Origin of the sequence: Chitinophaga pendula, assembly GCF_020386615.1 — a bacterium.
Classification (GTDB): domain Bacteria; phylum Bacteroidota; class Bacteroidia; order Chitinophagales; family Chitinophagaceae; genus Chitinophaga; species Chitinophaga pendula.
Genome location: NZ_CP077769.1, coordinates 6,287,704 through 6,304,873, shown reverse-complemented (window position 1 = coordinate 6,304,873; position 17,170 = coordinate 6,287,704). Strand labels below are relative to the sequence as shown.

Genomic DNA, 17,170 nt, shown 5'->3' with positions numbered 1-17,170 from the left:
CGATGAAAAAGATACTAAACAATATAATATACGGTGTGTGCCTGATGGCATTGATCTCTACGGGATGTAACAAGGATTTCCTGGAACGTAAGCCGGTGATGGAGGTGCCCGGAGATGATGTGTGGACCGATCCTAACCTGATACAAGCGTATGTGAACGATATGTATTACCAGATGCGTCATGGTTATAATGAGGTGATGCTGGCATCTATGACGGATGAGGCGCGGTTTATCCATGATTATAATACTTCCCGTGTGGTGCAGGGGAATATGTCGGCGGATGATTACGGTCGTATTGGTAGTGATCTTGTGAACTGGAGTACTATCTATACGACGATCAGCAACTGTAACCGTTTTTTTGAAGAGATAGACCGGGCGCCTTTCAGTGATGAGAGCTGGCGAAAGCGACTGAAGGGGGAGACGCACTTTATGCGGGCCTGGTATTATCATTTGCTGGTAAAGTTCCACGGCGGAGTGCCATTGATCACGCGGACTTACAAGCCTAACGACGGTAATATCATGTTGGTGCCCAGGAATTCCTTTGAACAATGTATCCGTTTTATCACAGCGGAGCTGGACAGTGCGATCAACCAGTTGCCGGAGGACTATGACCGTAACAATAAGGGGAGGGCCAGTAAGTTTGCTGCGATGGGATTGAAATCGCGCGTGCTGTTGTATGCAGCCAGCGATTTGTTTAACAACAGCAGTGATACGCTGACGGGTTATACCGGAGGTGATCGCGTTGCACGTTGGAAGGCGGCAAAGGATGCGGCGCTGGCGTTGATACAGACCGGCAAGTTCGAGCTGTATAAGCCGACGGCTTCTCCGGTAGAGAATTATTCGCGGGTATTCCTGGATAAGGACAACAAGGAGATCATCTTCAATAAACTTTTCAATAAGGAGTTGCTAGGTACTTCGCATGATCTATATAATGGGCCTAACGGATATCATAACTGGGGTGGTAATGTACCGCTGGAGAATTTTGTAGCTGGTTACCAGATGGCGGACGGTACACCATTCGACTGGAGCAACGGTAATATGGCGAAGCAGCCTTATGTGGGGCGTGATCCCCGTTTTTATGCAACGATCCTTTATGACGGTGCAAAATGGAAGGCAAGGCCTGCGGATGCCGCTAAGACAGATCCGTTGGGTATTATCCAGACGGGGCGGTATGAGGTATGGAATGCATCGGCTAACCGGGTGGATACGGTATGGGGGTTGGATACGCGTAATAGTGCTATTGAGAACTGGAATGGTACTTATTCAGGTTATTATCTGCGTAAGTTCATGGACATCAACCTGGATGCACAATTTTTCCGAGGTGATCAGCCTTGGGTATTCCTGCGATATGCGGAGATACTGCTGAACTATGCGGAGGCTTGTATCGGTCTGGGAGAGGAAGGAGAGGCAAGGAATTATCTGAACATGGTACGTACCCGCGCGGGTATGCCGGCAACGGCTGCCAGCGGGCAGGGGCTGGTAGATACCTACCGTTATGAGCGCCGTTATGAGCTGGCGTTTGAAGAGCACCGGTACATTGACGCGCGGCGGTGGAAGATTGCGGACAGGGTGTTTAATACTGCGGCGCAGGCGATAGAGATCTATGGGAAGTTAAATCCGGATCACCAGACGCGGGTGTACACCTATACCGTGATCACGACGCAGCCCCGTAAGTTTGACGCCGGTAAGGATTACCTGTTGCCGATACCGGCGAATGAGATCAGGAAGAATCCAGGTATGCTGCGGCAGAACCCGGGATATTAACTGCGATTGGCAGACGTATTAAAATGTGCAGTCGCCGCTATATGTATTTGCATATGACGGCGACTGTTTTTATTTCTCTGCGGATCAGTTGAGGAGTGCGGCTAGTTGTATATCCAGTATATCTCCCCGCAGATCGCGTGCGATGATCCTGCCGGCAGGGTCCAGGAGGAAGTTGGTGGGTAGTACGTTTAATTGATAAATATCCTGCTGTATTCTTCCTGTCCATCCCTGGAGGTTGGACACCTGTGTCCATGGCAGTCTGTCTCGGGCGATGGCTTGCAGCCATTTCTCTTTGTGTTCATCCAGGGATACGCCCAGTACGGTGAAATTTTTGTTTTTGTATTTGTTGTAGAGATTTATGACGTTGGGATGTTCTCTGCGACAATTGGGGCACCAGCTGGCCCAGAAGTCCAGCAGTACGTATTGGCCTCTCAGTGAGGAAAGGGAAACTTGTTTCCCATTTACATCGGGCATGGAAAAGTCGGGAGCTGTCGCTCCGGGCAGCAGGCCTTCACCCTGGGGGGCCTGCGCAGGGGAGTCCTGTGCCGGTGCATTTTTGACAGGGGCTTCACATGCTATTCCACAGGCTATGATTGTAGCCAGCAGGCAGGCAGGTATTTTTTGCATCGTGCGTTTGTTTGTGGCCTCAAAGAACATACATCTACTGTTAATGGAATTATAAAGTTAGTAGTGTGTACTGGTGTTGTGCTTATTGGGAACATGCTATAGTTTCCAGCCAGCGCGGTATTCTCTTTTCACATATTGGTTAGCGTTATCGAAGTTAGCGATACGCATGTCTTTTCCGTTCCATTGCAGTTGTTTGCGACCGGGGCTGCTGAAGTCTTTTCCATTGGTGGAAGGCTGGCGGAAGAAGTAGCTACGCAAGGCGAGGTTGCCCAGCAGGATGGTTTCTGTGAGGGGGCCGGCGCTGCTGAAGGGGGAGCTGGTGTAGGCGCCAAATCCTTTTTTGCAGGCCTGTACCCATTGTTGCTGATGGCCTTCTGCGCCTCCATCGACTGGTTTGATCTTGATACGCGGGAGGGATTGAGCTTTGGAGGCCGGCAGTACGGTGGGATTTTTGCCCCACATGCCGGCGATGATTTTGCCTTCGGTGCCTTCGAATATCATACCACCATCCCAGTCGCCCATGGGCTCGTCGGGACTTAGTTCTGCTGGTCGGCGGGGAAGTATGCCCCCATCGTACCAGGTGAGGGTAACGGGCGGTTTTTCGCCACGGGCGGGGAAGTTAAAATAGATGACGGATGAAGGGGGGCAGCTATCGGTGAGGGCCGCTTCTTTGAAGAAGTCTTCGAATACGCTGCCGGCGCTGCATTCGACGGAAGAGGGGTATCCGAGTTCGAGGGCGCGGAATGGTACGTCCATGATATGGCAGGCCATATCGCCGAGGGCACCGGTGCCGAAGTCCCACCAGCCGCGCCAGCGGAAGGGCATGTACGCTTCGTTGTAATCGCGCATGGGAGCGGTGCCAATCCAGAGGTCCCAGTCTACGCCGGCGGGTACGGTCATTTTATTTTTGGGTGTGGGGATGCCTTGGGGCCATACGGGTCTGTTGGTCCAGCAGTGGACCTGTTGTACCTGTCCGATCACGCCGATGTTGATATAGGCTTCTATGAGGCGGGTATCGTCGCCACTGCTGCCCTGGTTGCCCATTTGGGTAACGACTTTATAACGCTGAGCGGCCTGTGTGAGCATCCGTGCTTCGTATATATCGTGGGTCAGTGGTTTTTCGACGTACACATGTTTGCCCAGTTGCATGGCAGCCATGGCGATGACGGCATGCATATGATCTGGAGTGGAGACCATGACGGCGTCGATGTTTTTACGCTCTTTTTCCAGCAAGGTGCGGAAGTCTTTATAGTATTTTGCTTTAGGGTGTTTTTGCCGGGAGTCCTGGGCTTGTCTGTCGTCGACATCGCATAATGCGACGATGTTGTCGGAGCCATTGTTAAAGGCCTGCTGGATGTTGTAGCTACCTTTTCCGCCGGCGCCGATGGCGGCGATGTTAAGTTTATCGCTGGGGGCGATGTATCCGGGTCCACCCAGTACATGTCGGGGGAGTATGGTGAATCCTGCTGCGATAGCGGCGCCATTGGCGAGGAATTGTCTGCGGTCCATGGTGTTGAGGGTTATTTTACATAAGATACGGAAAAAGGCGCATTGCGTTGGCGGTAGTTGGGCCAATAAAAGAACACCCCGATCTGCGTACAGACCGGGGTGTTAGTGATATCAAGCAATGTGTTATTACACACCTAAAGTCCAGCCATTGCGATATTGACGTTTTACGAACTGGTTAGCATCGTCGAAGTTGGTGATCTTCATGTTGTTGCCATCCCAGAGGAGTTTGATGTACCGGCCCGGGAAGTTGTTGCCGGAGCCTTCTTTACGGATATCGTAGCTACGGATAGCGAGGTTACCCATGAGGATACTTTCGGTGAGCGGGCCAGCGATTTCGAAGGGGGAGCTGAGGGCTTTGGCTTTATCGCTGTTGTAGCCGGCGATGGCAGCGTTTACCCATTGCTGATAGTGTCCTTCTGGTACGCGGGCGATTGTTTGTTTGATGTTCACCTCTTTGGTGCGGGTGGTGGGTAATAAGCTGGGGTACATACCGTAGGTACCGCACATCATTTTACCTTTGGTGCCTTCGAAGATAACGCCGTTACCGCCGTCGCCCATTCTTTCGTTGGGGCCCAGTTCTTCGGGGCGTTGTGGTTGTATGCCACCATCCATCCAGTGCATGGTTACTTCTTTCCCATTTTTGCCTGGGAATCTCATGATTACGTGAGAGGAGGGAGGGCAGCTATCGGGGAAGTATCCACGTTTGAATTCGTCAACGAACACACTACCTACGCTACATTCCACGGAGGTGGGGTATCCCAGTTCGAGTACGCGGAAAGGCGGTTCGATGATGTGACAACCCATGTCGCCGAGGGCGCCGGTACCGTAGTCCCACCAGCCGCGCCAGTTGAAAGGTACCAGTTTGTCTATATAGTCTTTTTGTGGGGCGGTACCCAGCCAGAGGTTCCAGTCGAGTTCTTTTGGTATTTCAGCTTTTTGGGTAGGCCAGGGAATACCCTGTGGCCATACGGGGCGATCTGTCCAGCAGTATACGGTGTGAACATCTCCGATGAGTCCGGCATTGTACCATTCCATCAGTTGACGAACGCCATCGCCGGAGGAGCCCTGGTTACCCATTTGGCTTACCACTTTATATTTTTTAGCCGCCTGCGTGAGCATACGGGCTTCATAAATGTCGTGGGTCAGTGGTTTTTGCACGTATACGTGTTTGCCCAGTTGCATAGCGGCCATTGCTTGTATGGCGTGGTTATGATCGGGGGTGGATACGGATACGGCATCGATATTTTTGTGTTCTTTGTCGAGCATTTCGCGGAAGTCTTTATAGAACTTCGCTTTGGGGAAACGTTTTACGGTATTGGCAGCGCGACGGGCGTCGACATCGCAGAGGTATGCGATATCTACGGGGCCTTTAGAGAATTCAGCGATATCGCTTTCACCTTTACCACCTACACCGATACCGGCGATGCGCAGGCGATCGCTGGGAGCAATAAAACCTTTACCTCCTAATACGTGACGTGGAACGATCATGAAACTAGCTGCAGCCAGGGCGCCGTTTCTGAGGAATGATCTACGGGAAAGTTCATTTCCCTTGTTATTCTTTTCCTGGACCATGAGTGAAAAAATTTTGGATCAATATAGTAGAAAAAAGAGGGAAAAGCGAATTTCCTGTATAAACGGGTGGCTGATTCCCAATGTTTAGCATATTTTAGCGGTTTGGCTATGAGGAATGAAATACGGCGGCTAATAGCAGCGTTTGTTTATTAAGTAAAAAGCGAACTAACTGATACAACCCTTATACCGTTAAACTGACTATCGACTTATGATGCAACAATCTAAACATCCGGCAGCATTGCCATTCCTGTTCCTGTCTGAAATGTGGGAGCGATTCGGATTTTATCTGATCCTGGGTATTTTCCAGTTATACCTGACTGATACCAGCCGGGGAGGTTGGGGGATGGACCGTGCGACAGCGGCGGACATTTTCGGCACTTTTATCGCCGTGGTATACCTGACACCCTTTATTGGCGGATTGTTGGCGGACCGTAAGTTGGGCTACAGCAAATCTATTATTATCGGGGGGATACTGATGGGTTTTGGTTATATCGGCTTATCGGTACATAACCTGACCGTATTTTATATTTCGCTGGCGCTGGTATGTATAGGCAATGGTTTTTTCAAGCCTAACATTTCGACGTTGTTGGGGAATGTGTATAACGATGAGCGTTACCGGAGCCGGAAGGACGTCGGGTATAATATCTTCTATATGGGGATTAACATTGGCGCTTTCATCTGTAATTTCTTTGCTGCTTTTCTGCGTAATAAGGTGGGTTGGGGGGCTGCGTTCATTGCGGCCGGTGTAGGTATGTTCCTGGGGGTGTTGATCTTTATTATCGGGATGAAACATTACAAACATGCGGATGTGCGTAAGCCGGTGCAGGAAGGGGATATGCCGTTGAGCAAGATCTTTTCTGTGGTGTTCCTGCCAGCCATCATTGTGGGGTTGGGAGCGTGGTTTATTCCCGGTAATGTATTTGGTTCTGACTCTACGGATGCGTTCATTTTTGCCTGTATACCGATCCTGATCTTTTTCGTGTCGCTGCTGGTGAAGGCGAGTTCGCGGGACCGGAAGCCTATTGCTGCGTTGCTGGCGATATTTGCTGTTTCCATTGTATTCTGGGCGGTATTCAAGCAGAACGGGACGGCGCTGACGACGTGGGCGCAATATTATACGGACCGGGAGATACCTGCTGTTATAGAGCAACCGGCAAAGGGGCTTTACCTGGTGGAGACGGCACATAATAAAGTGGATTCTGTAACGGCTTTTGATCAGGAGTTCCGGGTAATCAGGGATGCGGCGGGCAAGCCGACGAAGACCTGGGATAAGGAGGCGTATTTCAAGAATGTGGCGCCGGCGCAAATGCCAGCGGTGGGGGTAAGTGTAAGCCTGTATAATACGGAGTTGTTCCAGTCGATCAATCCATTTTTTGTGATCACGCTGACGCCGTTGATCGTGGCTTTTTTTGCCCTGTTGCGGCGACGTAACAAGGAGCCATCGACGCCTACTAAGATTGCGATGGGGCTATTGATATCTGCGTTGTCGACGTTGCTGATGGTAGGGGCAGTATATGTTTGTAGTAATGGCGCTGTGAAGGCCTCTCCCTGGTGGTTGATCGGGTGTTATGGGGTGATAACGATCGGGGAGTTGTTTTTGAGTCCGATGGGATTATCGCTGGTATCGAAGCTGAGCCCGGCGCGTATCACTTCGTTGATGATGGGAGGATGGTTTTTGGCGACATCGATTGGTAATAAGTTGTCTGGTATCCTGGCGACGTTATGGGATACATATGATCATAAGGCGAATTATTTCCTGGTGAACTTTCTGTTGCTTGGCGGGGCTGCGGCGGTGATCTTCCTGATGTTGCGGTGGTTGAACCGGATCTTTAAGGAATATGCGCAGTAGTGATTGCCGGCGATGTATATAAAGCGGCGCGGCTACCTGGTACCAGGTAGCCGCGCTTGTATTTGGACGTGTTATTATATCAATCCCAGGTCATGATGGTGCCACGGTCTTTGATGTTAAGCGACTGTGCCAGTGTTTTTTCGTCGTATGCGAGGCCGTATTGTTTGAGTACGTCATCGGGTACGCCATCCCATTCGTTGGGGGTGTTGCCTTTGTAGCCCAGGTATTCGATACCTGTTTTGCTGGTAAAGTAGCCGGTGGCGGTAAGGTTGCGCATCATGTTGAAGAAAGCGACGCCTTGTGTCATGTCGGCGGGGGCTTTTTCGGGATACGCGATCTTATCGACGAGGGCTATTTGTTGTTCTTTAGAGCAGTCGGTGAAACCTTTGCTATAGTCTTTCAGGCACTGTACGTCGAGCCAGCGGAGGCCGCCGCGCATGGGCAGCTTGTAGTTGGGTTGGTCTTTGACGATGAATTCGATGAATTCCGGTACTTTGGCATCTTGTGCGCTACCGGAGTGATCGTCTGCCGGTATGATGATGTTGGCCAATACGGTGATGGTTTTCATCTCTGCATCGGTGAAGAATTTTTCTTTATGCAGGGAGGCATCGCGTTCGGCTTCTTCTATGGTACGGCCATATGATTCGCCGGCGGCGGTGTTTTCTTCTTTCTTACCGGTATCTTTTTTATCGTTACATGCGGTAAGGATGGCTCCTACAGATAAAGACCCTACAGCGAGTGCTTTGAGGGATTCTCTTCTATCCATAATTGTATATTATTAGCGGTAATGGATTACAAAATGTTGTTGGTCGGCCTGTGTTATGGTGGACTACAGGTTTTGTTTTTTGAGCTGATCGACGATGTACTCGGAGGTACGCAGTGACAAGGCGAGGATGGTCCAGGTAGGATTTTTATCTGCCTGTGACACGAATGAGCCGCCATCTACTACGAATACGTTTTTAACATCGTGGGCTTGGCTGAACTTGTTGAGTACTGATCTTTTCGGATCATCGCCCATGCGGGTGGTGCCTACTTCGTGGATGATCCTGCCCGGGTTTTCGAGGCCATACATGGATTCAGGGCCAGCTTTGGTACCCAGTGCGACGCCACCCATCTGGTGGATGATCTCTTCGAAGGTATCCTGCATGTGTTTGGCCTGTTTGATCTCGTGGTCGCTCCAGGTGTAGTTGAAGCGGAGTACGGGGATCCCGTATTTATCGACTACGTTGGGATCGATTTCGCAGTAGTTGTCTTCGCGGGCGATACATTCACCGCGGCCGGCGAATCCGACGGTGGATCCGAAGAAGCGGCGGTAGTCATCTTTGAGGGATGCGCCATATCCACCGGCCTCTTTGGGTTTTCCATCGGGGCCGGGGTATTTGCCGTTCATATGTTCGATGCCGAATCCGAAGCCATAGGCGGGCATGTTCATGCCGCCCCAGAATTCGACGTGGTATCCGCGGGCGAAGTCGAGTTTTTTATTATCTCCCCACCAGGGTATGTAGAGGTGCATGCCTCCTACGCCATCTTCATTGTAGCGTTTTCGATCCATGAGTTGGGGGAGGAAAGCGCCCCGGGAAGCGCCGGTGGAGTCGTGGAGGTATTTACCTACGACGCCGCTGGAGTTGGCGAGTCCGTTGGGGTGGTTGGCTGATTTAGAGTTGAGGAGCAGCCTGGCGGATTCGCAGGCGCTGGCGGCCAGTACTACTACTTTAGCGTTGACGCGGTATTCCTGGAGGTCGGTTTTATCGACATAGGATACGCCGGTTGCTTTGCCGGTTTTGTCGGTGAGTACTTCGCGGGCCATTGCGTTGACGTAGAGGTCTACGTGGCCTGTTTTCATGGCAGGTTTCACCAGTACGGAGGAGGAGGAGAAGTCGCCATAGACGGTACAGCTGCGGCTGCACTGGCTACAGAAGAAGCAAGGGCTTCTGTCTTTATTAACCGGGCGGGTGAGGATAGAGAGTCGTGATGGTATAACGGGAATGCCTATCTTAGAAGCAGCCTTTTGGATCATGAGTTCGTGGAGGCGTGGTTTTGGAGGAGGCAGGAAGTATCCATCCGGTTCGTTGGGGATCCCTTCTTTGGTGCCGAATACGCCGATCATTTTATCTACCCGATCGTAGTACGGGGCTACTTCTTCGTATGAGATGGGCCAGTCGTCGCCGAGGCCATCATAGCTTTTGTGTTTGAAGTCGCGGGGGCCGAACCGGAGGGAGATACGTCCCCAGTGGTTGGTACGGCCGCCTAACATGCGGGATCTGAACCAGTCGAACTGCGTACCATTCTTTTTCGTATATGGTTCACCGTCAATTTCCCATCCACCGTATGCGGCATCGAAGTCGCCGAAGGGGCGGGTGGTGCTGGCGCCTCTACGGGGAGATTGCCAGGGCCACTTGAGTTGTGTCGATTGTTTTGGGTCGGCCGGGTCGTAGTTAGGGCCAGCTTCCAGCAAGGCTACTTTGAGACCTGCTTCGGAGAGCGTTTTGGCAGCCATTCCGCCACCAGCGCCGGAACCTACAATACACACGTCATAGACTTGACCTTTTTCTTTAATTTCAAATGACATATCGTGGGATTTTTAGCCTTACAAGAGGGTTAAATCTATAAAAAATGCAGAAAATGCAAGGTGTTTTTTATTTTGGTGATCGAATGTATGTATGAGTAAACAGGAACGCTATATAATCGGTGTAGACATAGGTACGGGTAGTACCAAGGTGATCGCCGTGATGCCGGGCGGTAAGATGCCGGCGGTGCACCAGCAAAGTTACCAGACACATCGTCCGCAGGAGGGTTATAGTGAGCAGGATCCGGAGGAGTTGTTGCAGGCGGTGGTGGCGGGTGTACGTACGGTGGTGGCGCAGATGAAGTATGCACCGGCCGGTATTTCATTTAGTGCGGCTATGCACAGTGTGATGGCGGTTGATGAGGACGGTAGTCCTTTGACGCCGTTGATCATTTGGGCGGACAATCGCAGCCAGGCGGTGGCGGATGTGCTGAAAGGCACGGCGCAGGGCCGGCAGTTGTATGAGCGTACCGGGGTGCCTGTGCATCCGATGTCGCCATTATGTAAGATTGTGTGGATGCGGGAGCAGGCGCCGCAGGTGTTTGCGAGGGCGGCGAAGTATGTGGGTATTAAGTCGTATCTCTTTTTCCGTTTTTTTGGTATTTATGTTACGGACTATTCGGTGGCATCTGCTTCCGGGTTGCTGGATATATACACGCTGCAATGGAGTGTACCGGCGATGGCGGTGGCGGGTATCAGTGTGGATCAGTTGCCGAAGCCAGTGAGTCCGGATCATATACTGAAGGGGTTGGGGGACGATATGGCGGAGGCGATGGGTATACCTGCTGATACGCCTTTTATTGCCGGGGGGAGTGATGGTTGCCTGGCGCAGCTGGGTAGTCAGGCGATGGAGCCTGGTCATGCGACGTTAACGATCGGGAGCAGTGGTGCGGTGCGGATGGTGAATTTCAAGGCGGCTACGGATGATAGCGGGCGGTTATTCACGTATGTGCTGATGCCGGAGCAATATATTACTGGTGGCGCTATTAACAATGGCGGGGTGGTGTTACAGTGGTTTATCAAGCAGTTTATGCAGCAAGGGGAGGAAGGGGGTAGTATGGCGGAATGTATAGACCGGGCGTTGGCGGTACCGGCGGGAGCGGAGGGTTTATTATGCCTGCCGTATATGTTGGGAGAGCGGGCGCCGGTGTGGGATGGGCATGCGCGGGGTGCTTTTGTGGGGGTGCAGTTGCATCATACGCCTGCGCATTTTCTGCGGGCGATGTTGGAGGGGATTGCTTTCAGCCTGTTGACGATCACGGAGGGGTTGGAGGAGACGGTATGTCCGGTGACGCATATTTCGGTGAGCGGGGGTTTTACGGCTTCGCCCGGGTGGGTGCAGTTGCTGGCGGATATTTTCCAGCAGTCGATGGCCTTGCAGCAGCAGCGGGATGCTTCGGCTACCGGGGCGGCGATACTGGCTTACCAGGCGTTGGGGATGGACTATCATCCTGAGCAGACGGGGCCTGCGACGGTATTTGCGCCGGATATTCGCCACAGTGCGGTATACCGGGAGCGTTACCAGGAGTACAAGCAGTTGTACGGGCGGTTGGAAGGGTTATTCTGAGGAAGGAAATTGTAATGATATGGGAGGCTGGCCATGGGGCCGGCCTTTTTTGTTGGCGCAGGTGAGTGGTGTGTGTCAGATGACGCGGCCAGGTGTCGCTAAAGGAAAGATGAAAAGTAAGTGATTGTATGTGAGTGAGTTGTGGAGTGGTTGTATAAGCATTCTATAAGCGTTGTATAAGCATTGTATAAGCATTCTATAGCCAGTGTATAGCCATTGTATAGGCGAGGTATATCTATTCTATAAGTGTGGATATGGTTAGCTTATACAAACGGTATACGAATGCTACAGGAATGCTATAGGAATGTTATAGGAGTGTTGAAGGCAAGTTATCAAGGGAGGGTATAAAAAGGCAGGCCCGGATGTGCGTGAGTACATCCGGGCTTGTTGTATAAGGTGTGCGGGGGAGGTGATTATCAGGCACCTCTTTCGAACATTCTGGCCAGGTCGGTTAATTTGAAGGAGATGTAGGTGAATTTACCGGCGGGGGATACGTTGGGCATGCTGCAGGCGAAGAGTTCATCGATGAGGTTTTGCATTTCCTTGGGGGAGAGCGCTTTACCTGCGGGGATGGCGTTATTACGGGCCATGGAGCGGACGAGTTGTTCGCGGCGAGGGAGCCGGAGTTCGTTGCTATAGTTTTTGAACTGTTCTAGCAGGCCTTCGATATTGGCTTGTTCGTTGCCGCTTTGCATATCTGCGGGGGTACCTCTGAGTACGAAGGTATGATTGCCGAAGGGTTCGAGGTCATAGCCGAGGGTACGGAGGTCGGGGAGCATTTCGGCGACCAGCGTTGCATCTGCCGGGAGGAGTTGCAACGTTTGTGGGAACAGGCTTTGTTGTGTGGGCATGGGTGTTTCCTGTAAGGCGCGTTGGTAGCGTTCGTAGAGGATACGTTCATGAGCGGCCTGTTGGTCGACGAGGATGAATCCGGATTTGATCTGGGAGAGGATGTATTGTTGGTGTACCTGTACGGGTACTTTTTGTTCTTCGGTATTATCCTGCCATCCTTCGTCGATGACGGAGGCGGTGGAGGTGCGGCTTTCGAAGTTGGCCGGTATGGTGGTAGCGGCTGGTTGCGACTCTGGGGTAGGCATGGTGTGGAAGTGGCTACGGGCGGTGGTAGTGGTATCGTCGTCGTTGTCACTTTCGTACATGTCTTTCCAGTGGCGCAGGTTGCTGCTGCTTTTATCGATCATGTGGGCCTGGTGGGCCTGTGTAAAGCTTTTATACAGGGAGGACTGTATGGACTGTTCCTGTTGTTGTTCGGTAAAGGGTTGGCTGACGGCGTCGAGTTGTTGTATTTCCGGGTCCAGGTCGAAGTGGAGGGTGGGAGTGACGTTGAATTGGGCCAGGGCGTGTTTTACGGCGGCCTGTACGAAGGCGTACATTACTTTTTCGTCGTCGAACTTGATCTCCTGTTTGGTGGGGTGGACGTTGATATCGACATGGCTGGGGTCTACGTCGATGAACAGGACGTAGAGGGGGAAGCTGTCGGCCGGTATCATTTCGGCGAAAGCGTTCATGACGGCATGGTGGAGGTACGGGCTTTTGATGAAGCGGTTATTAACGAAGAAGAACTGGTCTCCTCTGGTTTTTTTGGCCGTTTCGGGTTTGCCGACGAAACCATGTACGTTCATGTAGTCGGTGCTTTCTTTGACGGTGACGAGGCGAGCGTTGTAGTGCTGGCCGAGTATGGCGATGATACGTTGTTTGAGGGAGCCTTTTTCGAGGTGGAATTGTTCCTGTCCGTTACTATTGAGTACGAACTGGAGGTGAGGGAATGCCATGGCGACGCGGATGAATTCGTCGACAATATGCCGCATTTCTGCTGCGTTACTTTTAAGGAAGTTGCGGCGTGCCGGGACATTGAAGAAGAGGTTCTTCATGGCGATGCTGGTACCTGGGGCGGTCTGGCAGGGTTCCTGGGACCTCACGACGCTGTTGTCGATTTCGAGGAGGGAGCCCAGTTCGTCGTCGTGGCGGCGGGTTTTGAGGACGACCTGGGATACGGCGGCGATGGAGGCGAGGGCTTCTCCGCGGAATCCCATGGTACGGATGTGGAACAGGTCGTCGATGGTTTGGATCTTGGAGGTGGCGTGTCGTTCGAAGCACATGCGGGCATCTGTTTCGCTCATGCCTTTACCGTTGTCGATGACCTGAACGAGTTCTTTGCCGGCGTCGCGGATAATTAGTTGTATTTCCGTAGCACCGGCGTCCACTGCGTTTTCCAAAAGTTCTTTCACTGCCGAGGCGGGTCTTTGAATGACTTCGCCGGCTGCTATCTGGTTGGCTATGTTATCTGGTAATAAATTTATGATGTCCGCCACTTACTTGCCTTTTGGCGTAAAGTTAGTAATAATCATGCAGTTGCCCGAGTGATGTTTAACAAGTGGTTAACAGGCCTGAAGTTTGCGGATGGGAAGCGGGGGAGGGGATTTATATGCTATTTGCCAGCTTAGCGTGGATATACGCCAACGGAGGAGGAGCTTCACACGAAGATGCTATCATGCAAAAAAAGGCATGGTCATCTGTTATTCCGGCAGAACCATAAATGGTGCTGTTTCGTAATTAATATACCGGGCTGAGAAATTTTCAATAATATAGAAAACGTTGTTAATGAGAAGTTAACAGCATTAAATTGCCTGTCTGAAGTGATGGAATCAGATAATTTTGAGTATTGCTGTTTTGCTGGTAGTGGTGATTACCTACTGGTGGAGCGGGATAAAAACCAAGCCAATGGAAGAAGAAAAAAAGAATGCCGTGTATTCCCGCACGGACAGAAGTAAAGTGGACCTGGGAGATGATGAGTGGCGGAGGATATTACCCTCTGATGTGTATAATATAGCCAGGGAGAAGGGAACCGAGTGGGCTTTTACGGGGAAGTACTGGAATAGTAAGGAGGAAGGAACTTATTATTGTGCTGCCTGTGGGAATCCATTATTTGTGTCGGATGCGAAGTTTGACAGTAGTTGTGGTTGGCCGAGTTTTTTTCAGCCTATTGAGAAGTCGAGTGTGATCTATGCGGTGGACAATTCGCATGGTATGCATCGTACGGAGGTGATGTGTGGTCGTTGTAAGGGGCACCTGGGGCATGTATTTGATGATGGTCCGCCACCGACGGGGTTGCGGTATTGTATCAATTCTGTGATCCTGGACTTTGAGGAGGCGAAGGATGCGGAGCGTCGTTACCAGGAGCAAGCGCCTTAAGTAGGGAGGGATCATTAAGATGAAGTTTAATAGCCTGTGTACTGCAATAGCGGGACGAGCTATATTTTTTTCTCCGGAAGTATACTTTGTTTTGCTTCCGGGGGTTATCTCCACTTGAACTGACCGGCCAGATAATTGTATATTAGTTACGTATTAAACCCCTGCCGGTCATGCAAATTTTAAAAGTGATATCCTGGGTACTGGGATTGCTGGTAGTGACGCTGGCGTTGTTGTTGTTAGTGGCGCCGACGCATGTGCAGCTATCGCGTATGGTGATCATTGAGGCACCAGCCAGTAGGGTATGGGGGTATCTGATTCATTTCAGGGAGTTTAATCACTGGAATGCTTGGAAGAAGGCGGACCCTGGTGCCAGGTATAGTATTAGTGGGCGGGATGGGCATGTGGGGGCGGTGGATACGTGGAAGGGGGAGAAGATCGGGGAGGGGCAGCTGGAGCATGTGGCGTTGCAGCCATTTACGCGGGTGAAGCAGCGGCTGACGTTTATCCGGCCCTGGCAGGCGACGGGGAATGTCATTTTTTCGTTGTCGGAGGCGGAAGGACATACTACGGTGATCTGGACTTTTGAGGCTGATTATCCACGTCCGCAGAACGTGTTGGGGTTATTTATGGAGACATCGATCAAGCGGGATTTTGAGGAGGGGTTGGGTAACCTGAAGCAGTTGGTGGAGGCGGGGGGTAAGCAGGAGCCTTAGCTATTTGCTATGATGATATTGGAACGGCCGTCGCGTGGGTACGCGGCGGCCGTTCTTTTTTATGTGGTTAATAGTCTTTGTTCTGTGTGAGGGTGGGTTGTCCGTTTTTGGCGCTGTTGACGATTTCCTGGAGGGGGATGGGATAGTATTCATTTTTATTTTTCACGAAGTTGGCGCCATTGAGGTAGGTGCGTTTAAGTTTTTCTTTGGTGACGTAGTTATTGAGTACCTGGTCGGCGATTCCCCATCTGACGAGGTCGAAAAAGCGATGTCCTTCCATGGCGAATTCGAGGCGTTCTTCGAAGCGTACTGCTTTGCGGGCGGTTTCTTTATCGGCCCATGCGGTGGTATAGAGGCCGATCCTGTAGGCGGCGGCATCGGCGTTGGTACCAGGCATTTTTACGAAACCATTAGGGTTGGCGGCGCGTTGGCGGATGCGGTTGACGAGGGTGCGGGCCCGTTCGAGGGAGCCGACCTCTATCTCGCATTCTGCCAGCCATAGCAGTACATGGGAGAGGCGGACCATGCGATAGTTGTTGGCGTTCTGGCGGGCGTTGCCGTTGAAGGTGTTGGTACCCAGGTCTACTTTATAGAACATGTTTTTGATGGGCGAGTAGGGGCCGGCGTAGGCCTGATCGCGTATCCAGGCTTTGCCGGGATGGACGCCATGATCGAGGTAGGGGATGCCGCGGCGGCCGACGGTCCAGTCGAGGCGAGGGTCGAGGTTACCGGTGTAGGGGGTGAAGGGTGCGGTGGACTCGATATTCTGGTCGTTGGTGACATCGGTATCGTTGAAGTTGTCGACAAGTGGGAGGCCATTGGCATCTGTCTTGAAGGCATTGACCAGGTTCTGTGAAGGCTGGAAGAAGCCGCAGCAGGTGGTGGGGCCTCCATACGGGTAGTTAAGGGTAGCACCCTGGTTACCATTTTCGCCACCCGGTGCGCCATCGTTCACGGAGTGCTGTACTTCGAGTATAGACTCTGCATTGTTGTTGGTGGCGGCGCGGAAGTTGTCGGCATATCGATCTACGAGGGAGTATCCGCCCTGTGATTCTATGGCATCGAGGAGGACTTTGGCTTCGGCATATTTCTGCTGGAAGAGGTATGCTTTGGCCAGCAGGGCGGCAGCGGCCCATTTGGTGGCGCGGCCTTTCTGGTCTTGTCGATGGGGGAGATTTTCGTAGGCGAACTTGAGGTCGGCTTCTATCTTGGGCCAGGTGTTGGCGGTGTTGGGTACTTTGGTGCTTTCCGGGTCTTCGGGGTTGTAGATGGTATCGTCGATGTAGGGGATGTTATTCCACATCTTTTTAGCCTCGAAGTGGTAGTGACCGCGGAGGAAGCGGGCTTCTGCGGTAATGCGTGTACGTTCGTCGTCGTTGATATCTTTGGCTTTGGCCAGCAGTTGCAGGGTGTTATTGCAACGGGAGACGCCATCGTATACGGCGCGCCATTTGCCGCGGAAGTAGCTGTTGTCCGGCAGGATCTGGTAGGTTTCTATCAGAGATATTTCGGGTTGATCGCCGGAGGTGGAACCTTTGTAGGCATCGTCGGAGGCTACGCTGCCATATACCCAATTGTCTGCCGAGCTATGGTAAGTGGTGTTACCTGCTCCGACGCCATCCATGAGGGAGTAGGCGCCAATGAGTACGGCGTTGACGCCGGCGCGGTTGGCCAGTTGTTCGGGGAGTAGTACTCCTTTGGGTTTGAGATCGAGGAAGCTGTCGCTGCAGGCGGCGGACAGGCAGAGTAAGGCGGCTATAAATATTTTACGTGTGTACATAATAGTAAGTTTTA

12 protein-coding genes are annotated in these 17,170 nt (G+C 52.0%); 5 read left to right on the top strand and 7 right to left on the bottom strand.

Features of this window, described 5'->3' with window-relative positions:
* Positions 1-2: 2 nt before the first annotated feature.
* Positions 3-1,763 carry a RagB/SusD family nutrient uptake outer membrane protein gene (locus tag KTO58_RS23575; RefSeq protein WP_095837048.1) on the top strand — a complete coding sequence of 587 codons (1,761 nt, stop codon included), beginning with the start codon at positions 3-5 and terminating at the stop codon, positions 1,761-1,763.
* 84 nt (positions 1,764-1,847) lie between these two features.
* Here KTO58_RS23575 and KTO58_RS23570 read toward each other — a convergent pair whose 3' ends face one another.
* The 3 genes from KTO58_RS23570 to KTO58_RS23560 all read right to left on the bottom strand — a co-directional run bounded on the left by KTO58_RS23570 (position 1,848) and on the right by KTO58_RS23560 (position 5,471).
* Positions 1,848-2,390 (bottom strand): peroxiredoxin family protein, encoded by a 543-nt coding sequence (locus KTO58_RS23570; protein ID WP_198315134.1) that lies wholly within the window; start codon positions 2,388-2,390, stop codon positions 1,848-1,850.
* Between the two features lie 96 nt (positions 2,391-2,486).
* Positions 2,487-3,899, bottom strand: coding sequence for a Gfo/Idh/MocA family protein (locus KTO58_RS23565; RefSeq protein WP_095837050.1), 1,413 nt, complete (start codon positions 3,897-3,899; stop codon positions 2,487-2,489).
* Between the two features lie 126 nt (positions 3,900-4,025).
* Positions 4,026-5,471, bottom strand: coding sequence for a Gfo/Idh/MocA family protein (locus KTO58_RS23560; protein WP_095837051.1), 1,446 nt, complete (start codon positions 5,469-5,471; stop codon positions 4,026-4,028).
* A gap of 208 nt (positions 5,472-5,679) precedes the next feature.
* Between KTO58_RS23560 and KTO58_RS23555 the strand changes: the two genes are divergently transcribed.
* Positions 5,680-7,320 (top strand): peptide MFS transporter, encoded by a 1,641-nt coding sequence (locus tag KTO58_RS23555; protein ID WP_225859889.1) that lies wholly within the window; start codon positions 5,680-5,682, stop codon positions 7,318-7,320.
* A gap of 79 nt (positions 7,321-7,399) precedes the next feature.
* Here the strand turns inward: KTO58_RS23555 and KTO58_RS23550 are convergent, their stop codons facing one another.
* Together KTO58_RS23550 and KTO58_RS23545 are read right to left on the bottom strand one after the other, a co-directional pair.
* Positions 7,400-8,086 carry a gluconate 2-dehydrogenase subunit 3 family protein gene (locus tag KTO58_RS23550; RefSeq protein ID WP_095837052.1) on the bottom strand — a complete coding sequence of 229 codons (687 nt, stop codon included), beginning with the start codon at positions 8,084-8,086 and terminating at the stop codon, positions 7,400-7,402.
* Between the two features lie 63 nt (positions 8,087-8,149).
* A complete protein-coding gene (locus KTO58_RS23545; RefSeq protein ID WP_095837053.1) occupies positions 8,150-9,889 on the bottom strand; it encodes a GMC family oxidoreductase in 1,740 nt (579 codons plus the stop codon).
* A 91-nt stretch (positions 9,890-9,980) separates the two neighbouring features.
* Here KTO58_RS23545 and KTO58_RS23540 point away from each other — a divergent pair, with 91 nt between their 5' ends.
* Positions 9,981-11,453, top strand: coding sequence for a gluconokinase (locus KTO58_RS23540; protein WP_095837054.1), 1,473 nt, complete (start codon positions 9,981-9,983; stop codon positions 11,451-11,453).
* 416 nt (positions 11,454-11,869) lie between these two features.
* Here KTO58_RS23540 and mutL read toward each other — a convergent pair whose 3' ends face one another.
* The gene (gene mutL, locus KTO58_RS23535) at positions 11,870-13,783 is read right to left on the bottom strand and encodes a DNA mismatch repair endonuclease MutL (RefSeq protein WP_095837055.1); all 1,914 of its coding nucleotides are present in this window, start codon (positions 13,781-13,783) and stop codon (positions 11,870-11,872) included.
* Positions 13,784-14,126: 343 nt separating this feature from the next.
* On the opposite strand from mutL, the gene msrB reads away from it, so the two are divergent.
* Entirely contained in the window at positions 14,127-14,663 is a 537-nt protein-coding gene (msrB, locus tag KTO58_RS23530) for a peptide-methionine (R)-S-oxide reductase MsrB (protein ID WP_304441915.1), read from the top strand.
* A gap of 170 nt (positions 14,664-14,833) precedes the next feature.
* Positions 14,834-15,376 (top strand): SRPBCC family protein, encoded by a 543-nt coding sequence (locus tag KTO58_RS23525; protein WP_095837056.1) that lies wholly within the window; start codon positions 14,834-14,836, stop codon positions 15,374-15,376.
* Between the two features lie 67 nt (positions 15,377-15,443).
* Here KTO58_RS23525 and KTO58_RS23520 read toward each other — a convergent pair whose 3' ends face one another.
* Complete coding sequence (locus KTO58_RS23520; protein WP_095837057.1) at positions 15,444-17,156, bottom strand: RagB/SusD family nutrient uptake outer membrane protein; 1,713 nt, start codon at positions 17,154-17,156, stop codon at positions 15,444-15,446.
* Positions 17,157-17,170 lie beyond the last annotated feature (14 nt).